The organism is Kribbella sp. NBC_00482, from assembly GCF_036013725.1.
GTDB lineage: Bacteria > Actinomycetota > Actinomycetes > Propionibacteriales > Kribbellaceae > Kribbella.
Genome location: NZ_CP107881.1, coordinates 7,899,883 through 7,916,695, shown reverse-complemented (window position 1 = coordinate 7,916,695; position 16,813 = coordinate 7,899,883). Strand labels below are relative to the sequence as shown.

Below are 16,813 nucleotides of genomic sequence, written 5' to 3'. Positions count from 1 at the left end.
AGGACGAACCCGCGTCGCCAGGGCCCGAACACGACTACGGGTCGCTTACGGCGTACTGCGTTGCGGCGCCGATGCGGCTCCGGGACGGACGAAGGATCTACGCTCAGAGCGTGGCTACTCGTGTTCTAGTGGTGGACGACGACCCGACCGTGTCGAACGTCGTCTCGGCGTACCTGACCAAGGCCGGGTACGACGCTCGCGTGGTCGCGGACGGTGCCTCCGCGGTCGAGGTGTGGCAGCAGTGGAAGCCGTCGGTCGTCGTACTGGACGTGATGCTGCCCGGACTGTCCGGACTCGAGGTGCTGCGCAGGATGCGCGCGGCCGACGACGGTGCCGCGGTGATCATGCTGTCCGCGCGCGGCGAGGAAGAGGACCGGCTGGTCGGGCTCGAGGTCGGCGCGGACGACTACGTGGTCAAGCCGTTCAGCCCGCGGGAGCTGACGCTGCGGGTGCAGGCGATGGTACGGCGCGAGGAGCGGCTGGCCGGGCTCGATCTGACGCCGACCAAGCTGAGCGCGGGGCCGGTCATCGTCGACACGGCTGCCCGGCGTGCGTACCTGGGTGAGGACGAGCTGTCGCTGACGCACCGCGAGTTCGACCTGTTGGCGTATCTGGTGTCGCATGCCGGTAAGGCGTACACGAAGGCCGAGTTGCTCCGCCGCGTGTGGGGCTGGGACTTCGGTGACTCGTCGACCGTCACCGTGCACGTACGGCGGTTGCGGGAGAAGATCGAGGCGGATCCGTCCGATCCGAAACTCGTGCTGACCGTCCCGCGGACCGGGTACCTGTTCGCCGGTGACGCCTGATGAACAGAGATATGGCGACGATCCTGGCGCTCACCACGCTCTGGACGCTCGTCGTCGCGGCAGTCGGGGCGGTCGTGTTGTGGCGGTTCCGGCGGCGGTCGTTGCGGATCACGATGATCGTGGCAGCGCTGGCGCCGATGGCCGGGGCGCTGGCAGCGGTGCTGCAGAGCGTGCGGGCGATGTTCATCTCCGAGCACGATTCCTGGGTGGTGCTGTGGACGCTGGCGTTCGCGGCGCTGCTCGGCCTGGCAATGTCGGTGCTGCTCGGGCACTGGATCACCGTGGGGTCGCGCGACGTCGGACGGCGGTTGCGCCATCTCGGTACGTCGTACGAGCCCACGGAAGCTGCTGGTGTGGTGGTCCCTGCGGAGCTGGCCGCGTTGACGAACGAGTTGGAGATGACGCGGAAGAAGCTCGCCGCGTCGCATGAGCGGGAGCGGGCGCTGGAGACGAGCCGGCGGGAGCTGGTGGCGTTCATGTCGCATGATCTGCGGACGCCGCTGGCCGGGTTGCGGGCGGTGTCGGAAGGTCTCGAGGACGGTGTGATCGACGACGTACCGGGTGCGTTGCGGCAGATGCGTTCGACGGTCGACCGGATGACCGGGTTGGTGGACGACCTGTTCGAGCTGTCGCGGTTGTCGACGGCGCCGCCGCCGCGCCGACGGTCGGCGGTGAGCCTGCGGGAGCTGGCCGAGGACGTCGCGGGGGAGAACAACGAGCATGCGCGGGCGGAAGGCGTTCAGCTGGCCGTTTCGACGCCGGGTGACGATGATCGACTCGCCGTACAAGGGGATCCGGACGAGTTGACGCGCGCGGTCACCAACCTGGTCGGCAACGCGATCCGCCACACGTCGGCGGGCGGGACGGTGACGCTGACGGTCGATCGCGAGATGGACGGGCGGGTCCGGCTCGCGGTGACCGACGGCTGCGGCGGGATTCCGGCCGACGATCTGGAGCGCGTCTTCGATGTCGGCTGGCGCGGCGACGAGCAGCGCACGCCCGACGCGGGCGGCGGCGGTCTGGGGCTGGCGATCGCTCGCGGTGTGGTCGAGTCCCACGACGGAAAGATTGCCGTCAGCAACATCGACGGCGGGTGTGCCTTCGAGATCGACCTTCCGCCCGTATTAGCCAGCCGAGTGGAGTAGATCCTCGAGACCGGTCTGGAGGTCGTACGCCGGTTTCCAGCCGAGCTCGTTCTTCAGGCGGTCGGACGAGGCCGTGATGTGCCGGACGTCGCCGAGACGGTACTCGCCGGTGACGATCGGCGGCGGGCCGCCGTACGCGCGGGACAGCTCGGCGGCGACCTCGCCGATCGTGGTGACGGTGCCGCTGCCGACGTTGTACGCCGTGAACGGTGGCTGGTGGGGGAGTGCGGCCGCCGAGAGCGTGACCGCGGCTGCGACGTCGCGGACGTGCACGAAGTCGCGGCGTTGGCGGCCGTCCTCGAAGACGTGCGGCGTCTCGCCACGTTCGAGGGCGGAGCGGAAGATCGCGGCGACTCCGGCGTACGGCGTGTTCCGCGGCATGCCGGGCCCGTACACGTTGTGGAAGCGGAGTGCGGTGACGCGGCCGCCCGTCTCGCGGGCCCAGGTGGCGGCGAGATGTTCGCCGTTGAGCTTGCTGGCCGCGTAGGCGTTCCGCGGATCCAGTACGGCGTCCTCGGTGACAAGGCCGGGTTGCAGCGGGGCGCCGCACTGCGGGCAGGGCGGCTCGAAGCGGCCTTGCTCGAGGTCTTCGGTACGGCGGGGTCCCGGAGCGACCTGTCCGTGGTCGTCGCAGTCGTACCGGCCCTCGCCGTACACGACCATCGAGCTGGCGTAGACGACGTTGCGGATGTTCCCGAGGGACTTCAGCAGGACCGCCGTACCGAGGCTGTTCGAGGAGACGTAGTCGTCGATGTCGTCGAGATGGACGCCCAGGCCGACCTTTGCGGCCAGGTGGATGACGGTGTCGCTGCCGTCCACTGCCTTGGTCACGGCGTCCGCGTCGCGAATGTCGCCGACGATCAGACCGGGTCGGCTCGCGGGGCGTGCGGCGTGCACATCCGGGCGGAACGAGTCGAGGACGGTGACTTCGTGGCCCTCGGCAAGTAGTTGGTGGTGGACGTGGGTACCGATGAAGCCGGCGCCGCCGGTGAGCAGGACCTTCATGATTGGTGGCACGTGCAGTCGGTGTCGGGCTTCGGGAGTTGCGCGATCACGTTCTGCAGAAGCTCGCGGAGGCGTTCGATGCTGTGTTCGAAGGCCTCGAACACCTCGGCCTGGGTGACGCCGGCGCCGGTCTCGACGCCTGCGTCGTGGTCGGTGACGACGGCGATCGACGTGTAGCAGAGCGCGAGTTCGCGGGCGATGGCCGCCTCGGGTGCGCCGGTCATCCCGACGACCGACCAGCCCTGCGCCGCGTGCCACTGCGACTCGGCGCGCGTCGAGAACCTCGGTCCGTTGATCACCACCATCGTGCCCTCGGGTACGACGTTGCCGGCGGCAGTCACCGTGGCGCGGCCGACGGGACAGTACGGGTCGGCGGCGGAGGTGTGGACCACCGGCGCCTCGTCGTACACCGTGTGCTCCCGGCCCCACGTGCGGTCGACGTACTGGTCGGGGACCACGAACGTGCCGGGGGTCAGCTCGGGCTTGAGGGATCCGACCGCGCACGGGCCGAGGACCTGGCGGACGCCGAGCTCGCGCAGGGCCCACAGGTTCGCGCGGTAGTTCACGCGGTGCGGCGGGAACCGGTGGTCGGCGCCGTGCCGCGGGATGAACGCGACCTCCCGCCCGTCGAGGTCGCCGACGAGCGGAGGCTCGCTGGGTGCGCCGTACGGGGTGTCGATCTCGATGGTCTCCGCGCCGGACAGGAACGAGTAGAACCCGGACCCGCCGATCACGCCAATCTCAGCCATACGCCCGACGCTAGTGCCAGCAGATGAGGTGACTACCGGATCCGGGCGGACCGTCAGCGCTCCGTAAGAATGGGGTGTGGAGATTTCCTGGGTGCTGCTTGCGGTGGGCGCGGTGCTGCTGCTGTTCGGCGTCTACGCGAGCTGGACCGCCGGCCGGCTCGACCGGCTGCACCACCGCGTGGAACTCGCCCGCGCGTCACTGGAGACCGAGCTGGCCCGCCGCTCCGCCCTCGTCGCGGAACTGGCCGGCAGCGACATCCTCGACCCGGCCTCCGCGCTCCTGCTCCTCGACGCAGCCCACCGTGCCCGGGCAGCCTCACTCGACGCGCTCGAACTCCGCGAACAGGCCGAGTCCGCCCTCACCCGCGCGATCCATGCCACCGGCACCGACATCGAACCCTGGTCCGGCGAACTCACCCTCGCGATGCGCCGCGTCCAACTCGCTCGCCGCTTCCACAACGACGTCGTCGTCTCCACCCGCGACCTACGCCACCGCCGACTCGTCACCTGGTTCCGCCTGGCCGGCCACGCCCCGATGCCCACCACCATCGAGCTGGAAGACGGCAACTGACGCGTGCTAGCGTCGTCGGCGGACGTACGAAAGTCACGGTCCGGTAGGTAGTCCGGATGGCGGTTCGACCGCTCGTACAGAAGCTCTCCGGTGCGTCCCTTTTCGATCAAGAGAAGGGACAACCGTCATGCACGTTGTAGTCATAGGTGCCGGCCTGGGTGGCTTGGCGCTCGCTCAGGGCCTCCGCCGCGCCGGGATCAGCGTCGCCGTTTACGAGCGGGACGCAACGTCTGTCGTCCGCAATCAGGGTTATCGGATTCGGATCGATCCCAACGGCATCGCGGCGTTGCGCGCGGTGCTGAGTAGCTCGGCGTACGACGTCTTCGCCGCGACGGCCGGTACGCCGGGTGGGGTGACGGCGACGTACGACCACGAGCTGAATCTCCTGCACCGATTCGAGCAGGCTCCGGTGCCAGGGCTGCCCGGCGGCGGGAATCTTGCGGTCAATCGGCAAACGTTGCGGGAGATCCTGCTCGCGGGGCTGGACGGGGTGGTGCGGTTCGGGGCTCGGTTCACCCGGTTCGAGTCGGGTCCAGACAGCGTCACGGCGCACTTCGAGGACGGGTCCGTGGCGGTCGGCGACGTACTGGTGGGGGCTGACGGAGCCGGGTCGATGACGCGGCAGCAGTTGTTGCCTGAGGCCCGGGTCGTAGATGCGGGACTGCGGCTGCTGTACGGGAAGGCGGCGTTCGGGGCCGAGGAGCTGCTCGGGTTGTGGACGACGGTTGTGGGTCCGGAGAAGCGGTTCGTCGGGCTGGCGCCGGTGCGGTTCGGGGAGGCTCCGGGCCGGACGCCAGGGTTGTCGCCGGTGACGGACTACCTCACGTGCGTGTTCGGGGCGCGGGTCGAGGAGTTTCCGTGCTCGGACTTGTTCGCCTTGTCCGGCTCGGAGTTGCGGGCAGTCGCTCTCGCGATGACCGACGGGTGGCATCCCGCCGTACGGGAGGTTCTTGCCGGACAGGACGCGATCTTCCCGGTGACGGTGCGATCCAGCGTGCCGATCGGACCTTGGGAGACGAGTCGCGTGACGCTGCTCGGGGATGCGATTCACGTGATGAGTCCGGCGATCGGGGTCGGCGCCAACACCGCGCTGCGGGACGGGCAGGTGCTGGCCGCGCGGATCCGCGAGGCGGCGGGCGGACGGCCGGTGGTCGAGGCGTTGCGGGAGTACGAGGCGGAGATGGTGGGCTACGGTTTCGACGCGGTCCGTGACTCGGCACGGCGCGGGCACGAGTTGGTCGGCCAGAACCCGTTGGAGGACGCGACGTGAGCGGCTTCGAGGAGGACGTCGAGCGGTATCGGCATGAGCTGCGGGTGCACTGCTACCGGATGCTCGGGTCGTACGACGAGGCCGAGGATCTGGTGCAGGAGACGTTTCTGCGGGCGTGGCGGGCGATCGGGGAGTTCGAGGGGCGGTCGTCGGTGCGGTCGTGGTTGTACCGGATCGCGACGAACGCGTGCATCGACGTACGGCGTCCTCGTCGGGTGTTGCCGTACCAGTTGGAGCCGGCCTCGTTTCCCGCGACGGCTCTGCCGGCGCGGGAGGACGTGCCGTGGTTGCAGCCGTTCCCCGACGTACTGCTGGATCGGGGCGAGGAGCCGGACGCGGTCGCGATCCGGCGGGAGACGATCGAGCTGGCGTTCCTGATCGCGATCCAGCACCTGCCTGCGCGGCAGCGCGCCGTACTCATCTTCCGCGACGTCCTGGGCTGGTCCGCCCGCGAGACCGCAGCCGCTGTCGACCTGTCCGTGGCGGCCGTCAACTCGGCCCTCCAACGCGCGCGTCCGGTCCTCCGCGAACACCTGCCACCACACCGCACCGAATGGTCGGCGCGCAACACCTCCGAGGACGAACGCAAGCTCCTCCAGCGCTACATGTGTGCGTGGGACAACGCCGACCCCACCGCCCTGGCCGCCCTCATGCACGAAGACATCCGCATCACCATGCCGCCGTACCCGTTCTGGTTCGAAGGCCGCACCGACGCGATCCGCTCCCTCACCCCCAACCTCACCCCGACCTACCGCGGCCACTGGCACTTCATCCCCACCACCATCAACCGCCAACCAGCCCTCGCCGCCTACCTCGAGCACCGTCTCTTCGCCCTGGACATCTTCCGCATAGAACAAAACCGCATCGCCGAAATAACCGCCTTCGAAACCACAAACCACCACCTGTACAACCTCCCCGAGAGCTACTTCGCGTCGGAGTAGGTTTCGACTGTTGCGGTGGTGAAGGTGAAGTTGGTGGGCGTGGGGCCGAAGGTGAGGGTGCCGGCGAGGTTGCTGGCTTGTTGGATGGCTTCGGTGACCTGATCGGCCTCTTCGGTGGGGCAGTGGACGATGACCTCGTCGTGCTGGTGGAAGACGAGCTCGGCCTTGAGGGGTGTGAGGGACTGGCGGAGGGCGGCCAGGAGGAGCAGGGCCCAGTCGGCGGCGCTGCCTTGGACTACGAAGTTTCTGGTGAAGCGGCCGCGGGCTCTCGCGTGGCGCGGGTCTGTGGTGGGGATGTCGGCGGGTGGGCCTTCGAGCATGGCTTCGTCGAGGGGGTGGCCGCTCGGCGGACAGGTGCGGCCGAGGTACGTGCGGACCAGCCGGCCCTCCTCGCCCGCGCGGGCCGCGTCGTCGACGTACTGGACTGCCTGCGGGAATCGTTTGCGCAGCATGGCGAGGTTCTTCAGGCCGTCGCCGGACGTCTGCCCGTAGATCGCACCCAGTACGGCGATCTTCGCCTGCGCGCGGTCGCCGGAGAACGCCTGGTCCGACACGGCTTTGTAGAGATCCCCGGGATCGCTCGCGACCTCCATCAGCGCGCGGTCGCGGGAGATCGCGGCGAGGACGCGCGGCTCGAGCTGGGACGCGTCGGCGACCACGAGCCGCCAGCCGGGGTCCGCGACCACCGCGCGGCGGATCACCTTCGGGATCTGCAGACCGCCGCCACCGTTGGTGATCCAGCGCCCGGACACGGTGCCGCCGGGAAGGAACCCGGGCCGGAAACGCCCGTCGTGGACCCAGTCGTTCAGCCAGCTCCAGCCGTTCGCCGTGTAGATCCGGTAGAGCTTCTTGTACTCGAGCAGCGGCGCCACCGCCGGATGATCGACATGCTCGAGCTCCCACTTCCGCGTCGACTTCACCTGGTGCCCGGCCTGCTTGAACGCCTTCAGTACGTCGGCCGGCAGCTCGGGCCGCACGCGGTGCCCGAACGCCGCGGAGATCTCGTCCGCGAGCTCGGTCAGCCGGCGTGGCTCACCCGAACCGGCGAACCGTTCCCCGAGCAGCTCGCGGAGCAGCTCCCGGTGCGCGTCCGCGCTCCACGGCAACCCGGCGAGATCCATCTCCGCCGCGACGAGCATGGCTGACGATTCCGATGCCGTGAGCAACCGCATGCGGTCCGGATACTCGGCTAGATCGTGCCGTCGGAGTTGGTCGGCGTACACCCGGAGCAACGCCTCGAACGGGATCGGCTCGACGGAGATCTCGAACAACGACGACTGCTCACCCGGTACGACGGCGCGCAGCGGCGGATCCGCTGGGACCGGCCGACCGCTCAAACGCGCCCACGCGGCGGCCGCGGACCGTGGCTCGCCGAGCCGGCCCTCATGCCCGAGGAGCAACCCCTCGGTGTTCTCGATGTCGTAGCACCGCTCGACCCGCACGCCGGCCGCGAGCAACCGCGGATAGATCTCACCCGACGAACGCCACACCCACCGCGCGACCTGCGGCCGCGAGGCGACGGCCGCGACCAGATCCGGCTCGCGCAGAACCTCCCCGGCCGGCTGCCCGTCCGGATGCAGCGCAACGAGCATCGCCCCGCCGCCCTCCTCCGGAGCGATCAGCCACCGTTCGTCCATACCCGAATCCTCACACCCGCCACCGACAGTCCAACCTTGAGCACCCACCAACCGTTTCGGGCGCCGGAAAATGGTTGGTGGGTGCTCAAAGATCGGGGATCAGGCCAGTTGTGGGAGACTGGACTTATGTGGCGGGCGGGGGATCTGGAGGCGGCGGACGGGACCAAGACCGAGCAGGTCGAGGGGCTCGTGCTGCGGCGCATCGAGCGGGGCGACCTGTCGATCGGGTCGCGGTTGCCGTCGGAGCGGGTGCTGGCGGAGCGGCTCGGGGTGAGCCGCGTGACCGTCGTACGCGCGCTGGAGAACCTGCGGCGCGACGGCGTACTGGAGACCAAGCGTGGCTCCGGGACCGTAGTGCGTCCGCTGGACCGCCTACTCGACCCAGTGGCGCCGGCGTCGACAGTGACGCCGGGGGACCGGCCCGTGCTCGACCTGCGGTTCGCCACGACGGCCGCGCCGCATGACGTGGCTGAGGCGGCAGCGCAGATCGTGCAGGACGGGCTGCCACAGGCCATGGGAGGTGACGGACCGCCACCCGGCGGATCGCAGGAGCTCAGAGCGGCGTTGGCCGAGCGCCTCACCGGAGAGGGCGTCCCAACCGAGCCGGAGCAGCTGACACTCACCGTCGGCGCGGCAGCCGGTCTGAACGCCGCACTGGCCGGCCTGGACCTCGGACCGGGCGTAGCGATCACCGAAACCCCGACGTACCCGGCCGCCTTCGACCTGCTCCGCAAACACCGCCTGGACGTAGCAGGCTGGCCCGCTGGTGTCTGGGACACCGACCAGCTCGCCCACCTCTGCCGACGCCACCGCCCGAAGGTCATCTACCTCCAGGCCGACAACCACAACCCGACCGGCCTCAGCCTGCCAGCCGACCGCCGTCAGGCTGTGGTCGAGATAGCACGCAGGTACGGCGCTGCTCTGATCAGTGACGAGACGATGCGACCACTGTGGTTGGCGAGTGGCGAGCAGGCCGAACCGCTGAGCCGCTACCCGCGCACCGTGAGCGTCGGCTCGCTGTCCAAGACGGTGTGGGGCGGGCTGCGCGTTGGCTGGGTGCGTACCGGGAAGCAGCTCCGCCGGCGGATCAACACCGCGGCACAGCTCAGCGTGGCGTCGCCGAGTGCACTGGACGACCTCCTGGCCCGGGCGATCGTGCCGAAGCTCGACAAGGTGATCGGCCGCCGCAGGACCCGGCTGCGCGCCAACCTGAACGCCCTGGAGACCGGCCTCCGGACGCTCAACGGTGTGGCATGGCCCACGCCGACGGGCGGTATGACGCTCTGGCTCGAGCTGACCGAGACGAGAGCCCGCCGCGTTCTGGAGGCGGCCCGCGAGCAGGGGCTGCTGCTGGGTTCCGGCGACCTGTTCACGCCGGACGCGACCGACCGCCGGCACATCCGGATCCCGTTCACGGCCCCGCCGGCCACGCTGCGGCTCGTGGTCGCCCGGCTGGACGAGGTACTTCAGTCCACTTGATTCCGGGTGGACTGAAGATCGATGCCCGCCACCTCCTAACCTGGAGCTGAGGCCCACGACCAGGAGGATGCAGTGACCGAGAACCAGACCCCGCAGGTTGGCACCGCGAAGGTGAAGCGCGGCATGGCGGAGATGCTCAAGGGCGGCGTGATCATGGACGTCGTCACCGCCGAGCAGGCCAAGATCGCCGAGGACGCCGGCGCGGTCGCGGTGATGGCGCTGGAGCGGGTCCCGGCTGACATCCGCGCCCAGGGCGGCGTCTCCCGGATGAGCGACCCGGACATGATCGACTCGATCATCAGCGCGGTCTCGATCCCGGTGATGGCCAAGGCCCGGATCGGTCACTTCGTCGAGGCGCAGGTGCTGCAGAGCCTCGGCGTCGACTACATCGACGAGTCCGAGGTGCTCACCCCGGCCGACTACGCGAACCACATCGACAAGTGGCAGTTCACCGTGCCGTTCGTCTGCGGCGCGACCAACCTGGGCGAGGCTCTGCGCCGGATCACCGAGGGCGCGGCGATGATCCGCTCCAAGGGCGAGGCCGGCACCGGTGACGTGTCCAACGCGACCACCCACATGCGTCAGATCCGCCAGGAGCTCCGCAAGCTGCAGAACCTGCCGGAGGACGAGCTGTACGTCGCGGCGAAGGAGCTGCAGGCGCCGTACGAGCTGGTCAAGGAGGTCGCCGCCCTCGGCAAGCTGCCCGTGGTGCTGTTCACCGCCGGCGGGATCGCCACCCCGGCCGACGCAGCGATGATGATGCAGCTCGGCGCCGAGGGCGTGTTCGTCGGCTCCGGCATCTTCAAGTCCGGCAACCCGGCGGAGCGCGCGGCCGCGATCGTCAAGGCCACCACGTTCCACGACGACCCCGACGTGATCGCCAAGGTCTCCCGCGGCCTGGGCGAGGCAATGGTCGGCATCAACGTCGACGACATCCCGCAGCCGCACCGCCTCGCCGAGCGCGGCTGGTAAGGCTGATCAACCTGAGGGATTCTGCGGCAGTGGTCGGTTAGCGTCGGGGCGTGTTGTTTCCTGCGTCGTCGGTGCCGGGGGCGGATCTGCCTGTTCGGGCGGTTCTGCCTGCCACGGTTGATGCGGTGCGTTCGCACGGTACGGCGGTGCTGGTTGCGCCGCCTGGATCGGGGAAGACCTCGCTGTTGCCGCTGGCGCTGGGCGATGCGCTCGGGGGCACGATCATCGTCGCCGAGCCGCGAAGGATGGCAACCCGTGCGGCTGCGGCCCGGCTGGCGATGCTGGTCGGCGAACCGCTCGGGCAGCGGATCGGCTACGCGATGCGCGGTGAGCGCAGCGGCGGCAAGGGACTCCGTGTCGAGGTGGTGACGACAGGTCTCCTGGTACGGCGTCTGCAGCAGAATCCGGAGCTGCCGGGTGTCGCCGCGATTGTGATCGACGAGTGCCACGAGCGGCACCTCGACGCCGATCTGCTGCTCGCGTTCTGCGTCGACATCCGGGCGAATCTTCGCGAAGACCTGGCGATCGTCGCGACCTCGGCCACGGCGGACACGATCAGGCTGAGTCGCGCGTTGGGCTCGGAAGTGCCGGCGCCCGTGATCACTGCGTCTGCCGCGCTGTTCGACGTGGCGATCGAGTGGGCCCCGCCACCGGTCCCCGTGCCGCTGCTTCCCGGTGGGCGGGTCGACCCGCGCCTGCTGGATCACGTCGCGGCCGTCGTCCAGCGCGCACTGACCGAGAACGATGGCGACATCCTCGTGTTCGTCCCGGGGGAGGCCGAGATCAACGGTGTGACTCACCGGTTGGCCGGTCAGAATGTCCTGCCGTTGTTCGGTCGCCAGTCCAGGGCCGAACAGGACCGCGCGCTGGCGCCGGCCGCCACTCGCCGGATCGTGGTCACGACATCGGTCGCGGAGAGTTCGCTGACGGTGCCCGGGGTCAGGGTTGTGGTCGACTCGGGTCTTGCCCGGGAGCCGCGGACCGATCAATCCCGTGGCCTCGGCGCGTTGGTCACCTGCCGGGTTTCGAAGTCGTCGGCCGACCAGCGAGCAGGTCGCGCCGGGCGGGAGGCACCTGGCCGGGTCTATCGGTGCTGGTCTGCCACCGACCACACGCATCTCGACGATCATCCGGCGCCGGAGATCGCGATCGCCGATCTGGCCGCCTTCGCCCTCGACCTCGCGGCGTGGGGTGCGCCTGGTGGTGACGGTCTGACCTTGCTCGAGGCGCCGCCGGTGGTGGCGATGACCGCGGCCACCGAATTGCTGCGCCGCCTCGATGCCCTCGACGACGGCGGCCGGATCACCGAGCGGGGCCGGCGGATGGCGGCGATCGGGGCGCATCCCCGGTTGGCTCGTGCGTTGCTGGACGGGACGCCGCGGGTCGGCGCCGACCGGGCACGCGAGGTCGTCGCGATGCTCTCGGACGACTCCGGCCGCGACTTCGGCGATGATCTGCCGGCCCGCTGGCGAGCCCTCCGCCGCGGCGATGACCGCGGCACCACGGCCCGCTGGCGAGAAGAGACAAAGCGCCTCGGCCGAGGCACGACGACCGGGGACCCGTCGGGTGGAACTGGAGTGCGGCCGGTGGGTGGTGCGCCGGGTGGTCCGGGGACGCGTGTCGTACCGGATGATCTTGCGGCGGGGATTGTGGTGGGTCTGGCGTATCCGGATCGGATTGCGCGGGTTCGGGGGGCCGACTCAACGACGTACCAGATGTCTGGTGGTACCGGTGCTGCGCTGGATCCGCAGTCGCCGTTGCGGACCACGAACTGGCTGGCGATCGCGGCCGCTGACCGGGCACCGGGTCGCGCCGACGCCAGGATCCGTTCCGCGGCGCCGATCGACGAGCAGACCGCGCGAGACATCGCGGGCGATCTCGTCTCGACCACCGACCAGATCCGCTGGGACGACGGCCGGATCGTGACGCGGCGCGTCGAGGCGCTCGGCGCGATCGTGCTCAACGACGTGCCGCTGGCGAAGCCCGACCGGCTGCTCGTCCAAGCGGCCGTCCGCGACGGTATCCGGCGCAGCGGTCTGTCCGTACTGCGCTGGTCGGAGGCCGCACTCGCACTGCGGGAGCGGCTCGCGTTCTGCCACGCCCACCTCGGAGCCCCGTGGCCGGCGGTCGACGACGAAGCACTCCTGGCCGGTCTCGACGAATGGCTGGGTACCGAGCTCGCCTCGGTGCGAGGCTCGCGCGATCTCGCCCACATCGACGTGGCTTCGGCGCTCCGGCGACTGCTGCCGTGGCCTGCAGCAACCAGGTTCGGCGAACTCGCACCGGAACGGCTCCAGGTCCCATCGGGCTCCGAGGTGCGACTCGCGTACGACGGTGTCGAGCCGCCGGTCCTCGCAGTGAAGCTGCAGGAGGTATTCGGCTGGACTGCCACGCCGGCCGTCGCGGACGGTCGTGTCCCGGTCGTTCTGCATCTACTGTCGCCCGCCCGGCGCCCGGTCGCGATCACGAGCGACCTCGCCTCTTTCTGGAAGCAGGGCTATCCCCAGGTCCGAGCCGACCTGCGAGCCCGCTACCCCCGCCATCCGTGGCCGGAAGATCCACTCACCGCCATCCCGACCAAGCGACTGAAACCTCGCTGACGTTGGGTGACGTAGCCTGGGCGGGTGATGAGCAACCTGCAGTCGGTGGACGAGAGAACCGCCCGGGAGCTGCGTGGTCTGGCGCGCGTCCTGGTGCGGTCCGGGTACGCCGACCACGCGGCGATCACGGCCGCGTTGACCGAGGCCGTCCGGGAAGACGCGCCCGCAATGGACGCGGCCGCTCTGGTACCGCTGCTGATCGGCGAGGCCGTCATGGACCTCAACGAGGACGCCGCCGCCTGGCCCGAGTCCACGGATCCGGACCGGTTGGACGCCGTACTCGCGGAATTCGAGCGTCTCGGCCTGGTCGTGGTCCGCTACACGTCGGACCACCACGAGGCTCGGCACGCGTTGGAGTCCGCGGACAGTCCGCAGGGGCTGGTGTTCTTCACCGACACCGACGTCTGGCACGCGGTCGACTTCGGCATGCTGGAGCTGAAGCTCTGGCATCCGGACACCGCGAACGTTGCACCGGGCGAGCCGCTGCTGGAGGACGTGCTCGCGCTGCTGCGCCAGAACGACCTGCCCGCGGTGTTCGACGAAGGCCGGATCGAGGTCACCGTCGACTGGCAACGGAGGATAACTCTGTGACCGTCATCGGTGTGTTCGCACTGCAGGGGAACGTCCGCGAGCACCTGGCGATGCTGGCGGAGGTCGGTGTCGAGGGTCTCGCCGTACGACGTCCGTCCGAGCTGGAGCAGGTCGACGCGATGGTTCTGCCGGGTGGTGAGTCGACCACGATGTACAAGCTGGCGCGGTCGTTCGAGTTGTTCGAGCCGCTGCAGAAGCGGATCGCGGACGGGATGCCGGTGTTCGGCACCTGCGCCGGGATGATCATGCTGGCGAACGAGATCACCGGCGGGACGGCGGACCAGGAGACGCTCGGCGGGCTCGACGTGACGGTACGCCGGAACGCGTTCGGGCGGCAGGTCGACTCGTTCGAGGCGGACCTGGAGTTCCCGGGTCTGGGAGCAGATTTCGACACGCCGTACCACGCCGTGTTCATCCGGGCACCGTGGGTGGAGCGCGTCGGGAGGGACGTGGAGGTACTGTCGACGGTGAGGTCGGGCCCCGCCGCAGGTAGGATCGTCGCGGTTCGCCACGACCGGCTGCTGGCCACGTCGTTCCATCCGGAGATGACCGGGGACGCCAGGCTGCACGGCTACTTCGCCGAGCTGGTCCGCGGCCTCTGAGACGTTGCAAGCGGTAGAAGGGTTGGGTTCGCCATGTCAGGCCACTCCAAATGGGCCACCACGAAGCACAAGAAGGCCGTCATCGACGCGAGGCGCGGCAAGCTCTTCGCGAAGCTGATCAAGAACATCGAGGTGGCCGCCCGGATGGGCGGTGGTGACCCTGGCGGGAACCCGACGCTGTACGACGCCATCCAGAAGGCGAAGAAGACCTCGGTCCCGAACGACAACATCGACCGCGCGGTCAAGCGCGGATCGGGTGCCGAGGCGGGCGGCGCGGAGTACCAGACGATCATGTACGAGGGCTACGGCCCGAACGGCGTGGCGATGCTGGTCGAGTGCCTCACCGACAACCGGAACCGGGCCGCCGCCGACGTCCGTACGGCGATGACACGCAACGGCGGGTCGCTCGCCGACCCGAACTCGGTCGCGTACATGTTCAACCGCAAGGGCGTGATCGTCGTCGCCAAGGAGCAGGACGGCAAGTCGCTGTCCGAGGACGACGTGATGGAGGCCGTGCTCGAGGCCGGCGCCGACGAGGTCAACGACCTCGGCGAGTCCTGGGAGGTCGTCACCGAGGCCACCGACATGGTCGCGGCCCGGACCGCGCTGCAGGACGCCGGCATCGACTACGACTCCGCCGATGTCCAGTTCGTCCCGTCGATGACGGTCGAGCTGGACGCCGACGGCGCCGGCAAGATCTTCCGCCTCATCGACGCCCTCGAGGACAGCGACGACGTCCAGAACGTCTACGCCAACTTCGACGTGTCGGACGAGATCATGGCCGAGGTCGGCTGAAGCCAGAGGGGCCGCGGTGATCGCGGCCCCTTCGCTTGGACTGAAGTGTGTCAGATTATTGACGGACGTCAGCGCGAATGGCACGATTCGAGGCAACTTGAGCCTTGAGGGAGTGCGCCATGGCTGGAACGTTCGTGTTGATCACCGGTGCCTGGCATGGCGGGTGGGCCTGGCGGCCCGTCGCCGAGCAGCTGCGGTCCGCGGGTCATCAGGTGCTGACTCCGACCCTGCCCGGACTGCAGGACGGTGCGGACCCGACGCCGTACACGCTGACCGATGTCGTCGACTCGGTCGTCGAGCTGGTCGACGGCGAGGACCTGCGGGACGTCACGCTGGTCGGGCACAGCTGGGGCGGTTACGTGATCGCCGGCGCCGCGCCGCGGCTCGCGGCGCGGCTGCGGAAGCTGGTGTTCTGGAGCGCGTTCGTCCCGGCCGAGGGCCGCAGCCTGTACGACGAGGTGCCGCCGAGCTATCAGGCCTTGTTCGACGGACAGGCGCAGGCGTCGGGGAACAACTCGGTCGCGATGCCGTTCGAGGTGTGGCAGATGGCGTTCATGCAGGACGCGTCCGAGGACGTGCAGCGCGTCGTCCACAGCCTGCTCGTCCCGCAGCCCATGCAGTACTTCACCGAGACCGTCGCACCGCTGGATCTCGACACCCTCGGCGTACCGGTCGCCTACCTGCTCGGCGAGGACGACGTCGCCTTACCGCCCGGCGAATACGGCTGGAACCGATTCGCCGAGCGGCTCGGCGTCGCTCCCGCCCCAGCCCCCGGCAGCCACGAAGCCTGCTTCACCCGTCCGGTCGAACTGGCCGAAGCCCTGCTGAAGGTCTAGCTACATTCCGAGCGCCTTACCGTCGATCACCTGGCTGGCCGGAGGGGCCTTCGGCGTGGTGACCTGGTTGTACTCGGTGAACGTCAGCGCGTCGGTGCCGGACGACTCAAGGCGGACCGGGCGCCCGGTGGCGGTGTCGACCCAGAGAGTGCCGTCGGTGTCGCGGAGACCGATCGCGGCGACGCCGTCGACGGTCCGCGGCGCCGTCTTGCGGAGCGTGCCGGTCGGCTCGAACAGCGTGTCGAAGAACTTCGGCTTGCTGGCGAACGCCGCGAGCTCACCGAGGTCCTTGTCGGTCAGCGGCGTCTTGATCCAGCGACCGCCGACCAGCGCGATCACGGCGTCCGCGTCGGCTTTCGAGTCGATCTGGGCGCGCCAGAACTTGTCACTGATCTTCAGGTACGCCGTCTTGTCCAGAACGATCAGCGAGAACGCGGCACCGTTGATGCTCATCGTGCCCTGACCGCCGGTCTTCGCGAGCCGGATGTCCAGCACGACCTTGTCGCCGTCGTCGGACATCGATCCCTTCATCCGGACGCTGGTCGCGGCCTTCGCGGCGGCCTGGGCCTTGGCCAGGATCTTCGTCGCGGACAGGCCGGCGATCGTGCTCACCGGCGTACTGGGCGACGGCTTCGTCGGCGTCGCCACCGGCGACGGCGGCGGCGTGACGGACGTTGCTGTAGGTGTCGGTGTGGTTCCGATCGCGTCGCTGGTTGCCGGGTCGGATCCCTGGCAACCAGCGACGAGTACAACCAGCACGCCCACCATCGCGCCGGCCGCCGTACGACGTATCAGCATCTTGCTCCCCCTCCCG

At 69.5% G+C, this 16,813-nt stretch carries 16 protein-coding genes; 12 read left to right on the top strand and 4 right to left on the bottom strand.

The annotated features are described in order from the left end of the window. Positions 1-110 precede the first annotated feature (110 nt). Positions 111-806 carry a response regulator transcription factor gene (locus OHB24_RS38185; protein ID WP_327635815.1) on the top strand — a complete coding sequence of 232 codons (696 nt, stop codon included), beginning with the start codon at positions 111-113 and terminating at the stop codon, positions 804-806. Next, positions 806-1,951, top strand: coding sequence for a sensor histidine kinase (locus tag OHB24_RS38180; RefSeq protein WP_327635814.1), 1,146 nt, complete (start codon positions 806-808; stop codon positions 1,949-1,951). The genes OHB24_RS38185 and OHB24_RS38180 overlap by 1 nt, the downstream gene beginning before the upstream one ends. Here OHB24_RS38180 and OHB24_RS38175 read toward each other — a convergent pair. After that, a complete protein-coding gene (locus OHB24_RS38175; protein WP_327635813.1) occupies positions 1,931-2,956 on the bottom strand; it encodes an NAD-dependent epimerase/dehydratase family protein in 1,026 nt (341 codons plus the stop codon). The genes OHB24_RS38180 and OHB24_RS38175 overlap by 21 nt on opposite strands. After that, positions 2,953-3,705, bottom strand: coding sequence for an S-methyl-5'-thioadenosine phosphorylase (locus OHB24_RS38170; protein ID WP_327635812.1), 753 nt, complete (start codon positions 3,703-3,705; stop codon positions 2,953-2,955). Before OHB24_RS38170 ends, OHB24_RS38175 begins: the two co-directional genes overlap by 4 nt. Before the next feature lie 76 nt (positions 3,706-3,781). Between OHB24_RS38170 and OHB24_RS38165 the strand changes: the two genes are divergently transcribed. The 3 genes from OHB24_RS38165 to OHB24_RS38155 all read left to right on the top strand — a co-directional run bounded on the left by OHB24_RS38165 (position 3,782) and on the right by OHB24_RS38155 (position 6,487). After that, positions 3,782-4,276: a hypothetical protein gene (locus OHB24_RS38165; protein ID WP_327635811.1), complete on the top strand. Its 495-nt coding sequence runs from the start codon at positions 3,782-3,784 to the stop codon at positions 4,274-4,276. Between the two features lie 127 nt (positions 4,277-4,403). Next, positions 4,404-5,546, top strand: coding sequence for an FAD-dependent oxidoreductase (locus OHB24_RS38160; protein WP_327635810.1), 1,143 nt, complete (start codon positions 4,404-4,406; stop codon positions 5,544-5,546). Further along, positions 5,543-6,487 carry an RNA polymerase subunit sigma-70 gene (locus OHB24_RS38155; protein ID WP_327635809.1) on the top strand — a complete coding sequence of 315 codons (945 nt, stop codon included), beginning with the start codon at positions 5,543-5,545 and terminating at the stop codon, positions 6,485-6,487. Before OHB24_RS38160 ends, OHB24_RS38155 begins: the two co-directional genes overlap by 4 nt. Here OHB24_RS38155 and OHB24_RS38150 read toward each other — a convergent pair. Continuing rightward, positions 6,469-8,124, bottom strand: a complete 1,656-nt coding sequence (locus tag OHB24_RS38150; protein WP_327635808.1) for a bifunctional 3'-5' exonuclease/DNA polymerase — start codon at positions 8,122-8,124, stop codon at positions 6,469-6,471. The two genes, OHB24_RS38155 and OHB24_RS38150, sit on opposite strands and share 19 nt — an antisense overlap. A gap of 126 nt (positions 8,125-8,250) precedes the next feature. Between OHB24_RS38150 and OHB24_RS38145 the strand changes: the two genes are divergently transcribed. From OHB24_RS38145 to OHB24_RS38115, 7 genes are all read left to right on the top strand, one after another. Beyond that, the gene (locus OHB24_RS38145) at positions 8,251-9,603 is read left to right on the top strand and encodes an aminotransferase-like domain-containing protein (protein WP_327635807.1); all 1,353 of its coding nucleotides are present in this window, start codon (positions 8,251-8,253) and stop codon (positions 9,601-9,603) included. Positions 9,604-9,675: 72 nt separating this feature from the next. After that, entirely contained in the window at positions 9,676-10,575 is a 900-nt protein-coding gene (gene pdxS / locus OHB24_RS38140) for a pyridoxal 5'-phosphate synthase lyase subunit PdxS (RefSeq protein WP_327635806.1), read from the top strand. A gap of 50 nt (positions 10,576-10,625) precedes the next feature. Continuing rightward, positions 10,626-13,175, top strand: a complete 2,550-nt coding sequence (gene hrpB, locus OHB24_RS38135; RefSeq protein WP_327635805.1) for an ATP-dependent helicase HrpB — start codon at positions 10,626-10,628, stop codon at positions 13,173-13,175. A gap of 27 nt (positions 13,176-13,202) precedes the next feature. Further along, the gene (locus OHB24_RS38130; protein WP_327635804.1) at positions 13,203-13,766 is read left to right on the top strand and encodes a DUF6891 domain-containing protein; all 564 of its coding nucleotides are present in this window, start codon (positions 13,203-13,205) and stop codon (positions 13,764-13,766) included. Then, entirely contained in the window at positions 13,763-14,368 is a 606-nt protein-coding gene (gene pdxT, locus OHB24_RS38125) for a pyridoxal 5'-phosphate synthase glutaminase subunit PdxT (protein WP_327635803.1), read from the top strand. The genes OHB24_RS38130 and pdxT overlap by 4 nt, the downstream gene beginning before the upstream one ends. 33 nt (positions 14,369-14,401) lie before the next feature. Next, positions 14,402-15,163 (top strand): YebC/PmpR family DNA-binding transcriptional regulator, encoded by a 762-nt coding sequence (locus OHB24_RS38120; protein WP_327635802.1) that lies wholly within the window; start codon positions 14,402-14,404, stop codon positions 15,161-15,163. 119 nt (positions 15,164-15,282) lie between these two features. Continuing rightward, positions 15,283-15,999 carry an alpha/beta fold hydrolase gene (locus OHB24_RS38115; RefSeq protein WP_327635801.1) on the top strand — a complete coding sequence of 239 codons (717 nt, stop codon included), beginning with the start codon at positions 15,283-15,285 and terminating at the stop codon, positions 15,997-15,999. On the opposite strand, the gene OHB24_RS38110 is transcribed toward OHB24_RS38115, so the two are convergent. Beyond that, complete coding sequence (locus OHB24_RS38110; RefSeq protein WP_327635800.1) at positions 16,000-16,797, bottom strand: hypothetical protein; 798 nt, start codon at positions 16,795-16,797, stop codon at positions 16,000-16,002. Positions 16,798-16,813: the final 16 nt, after the last annotated feature.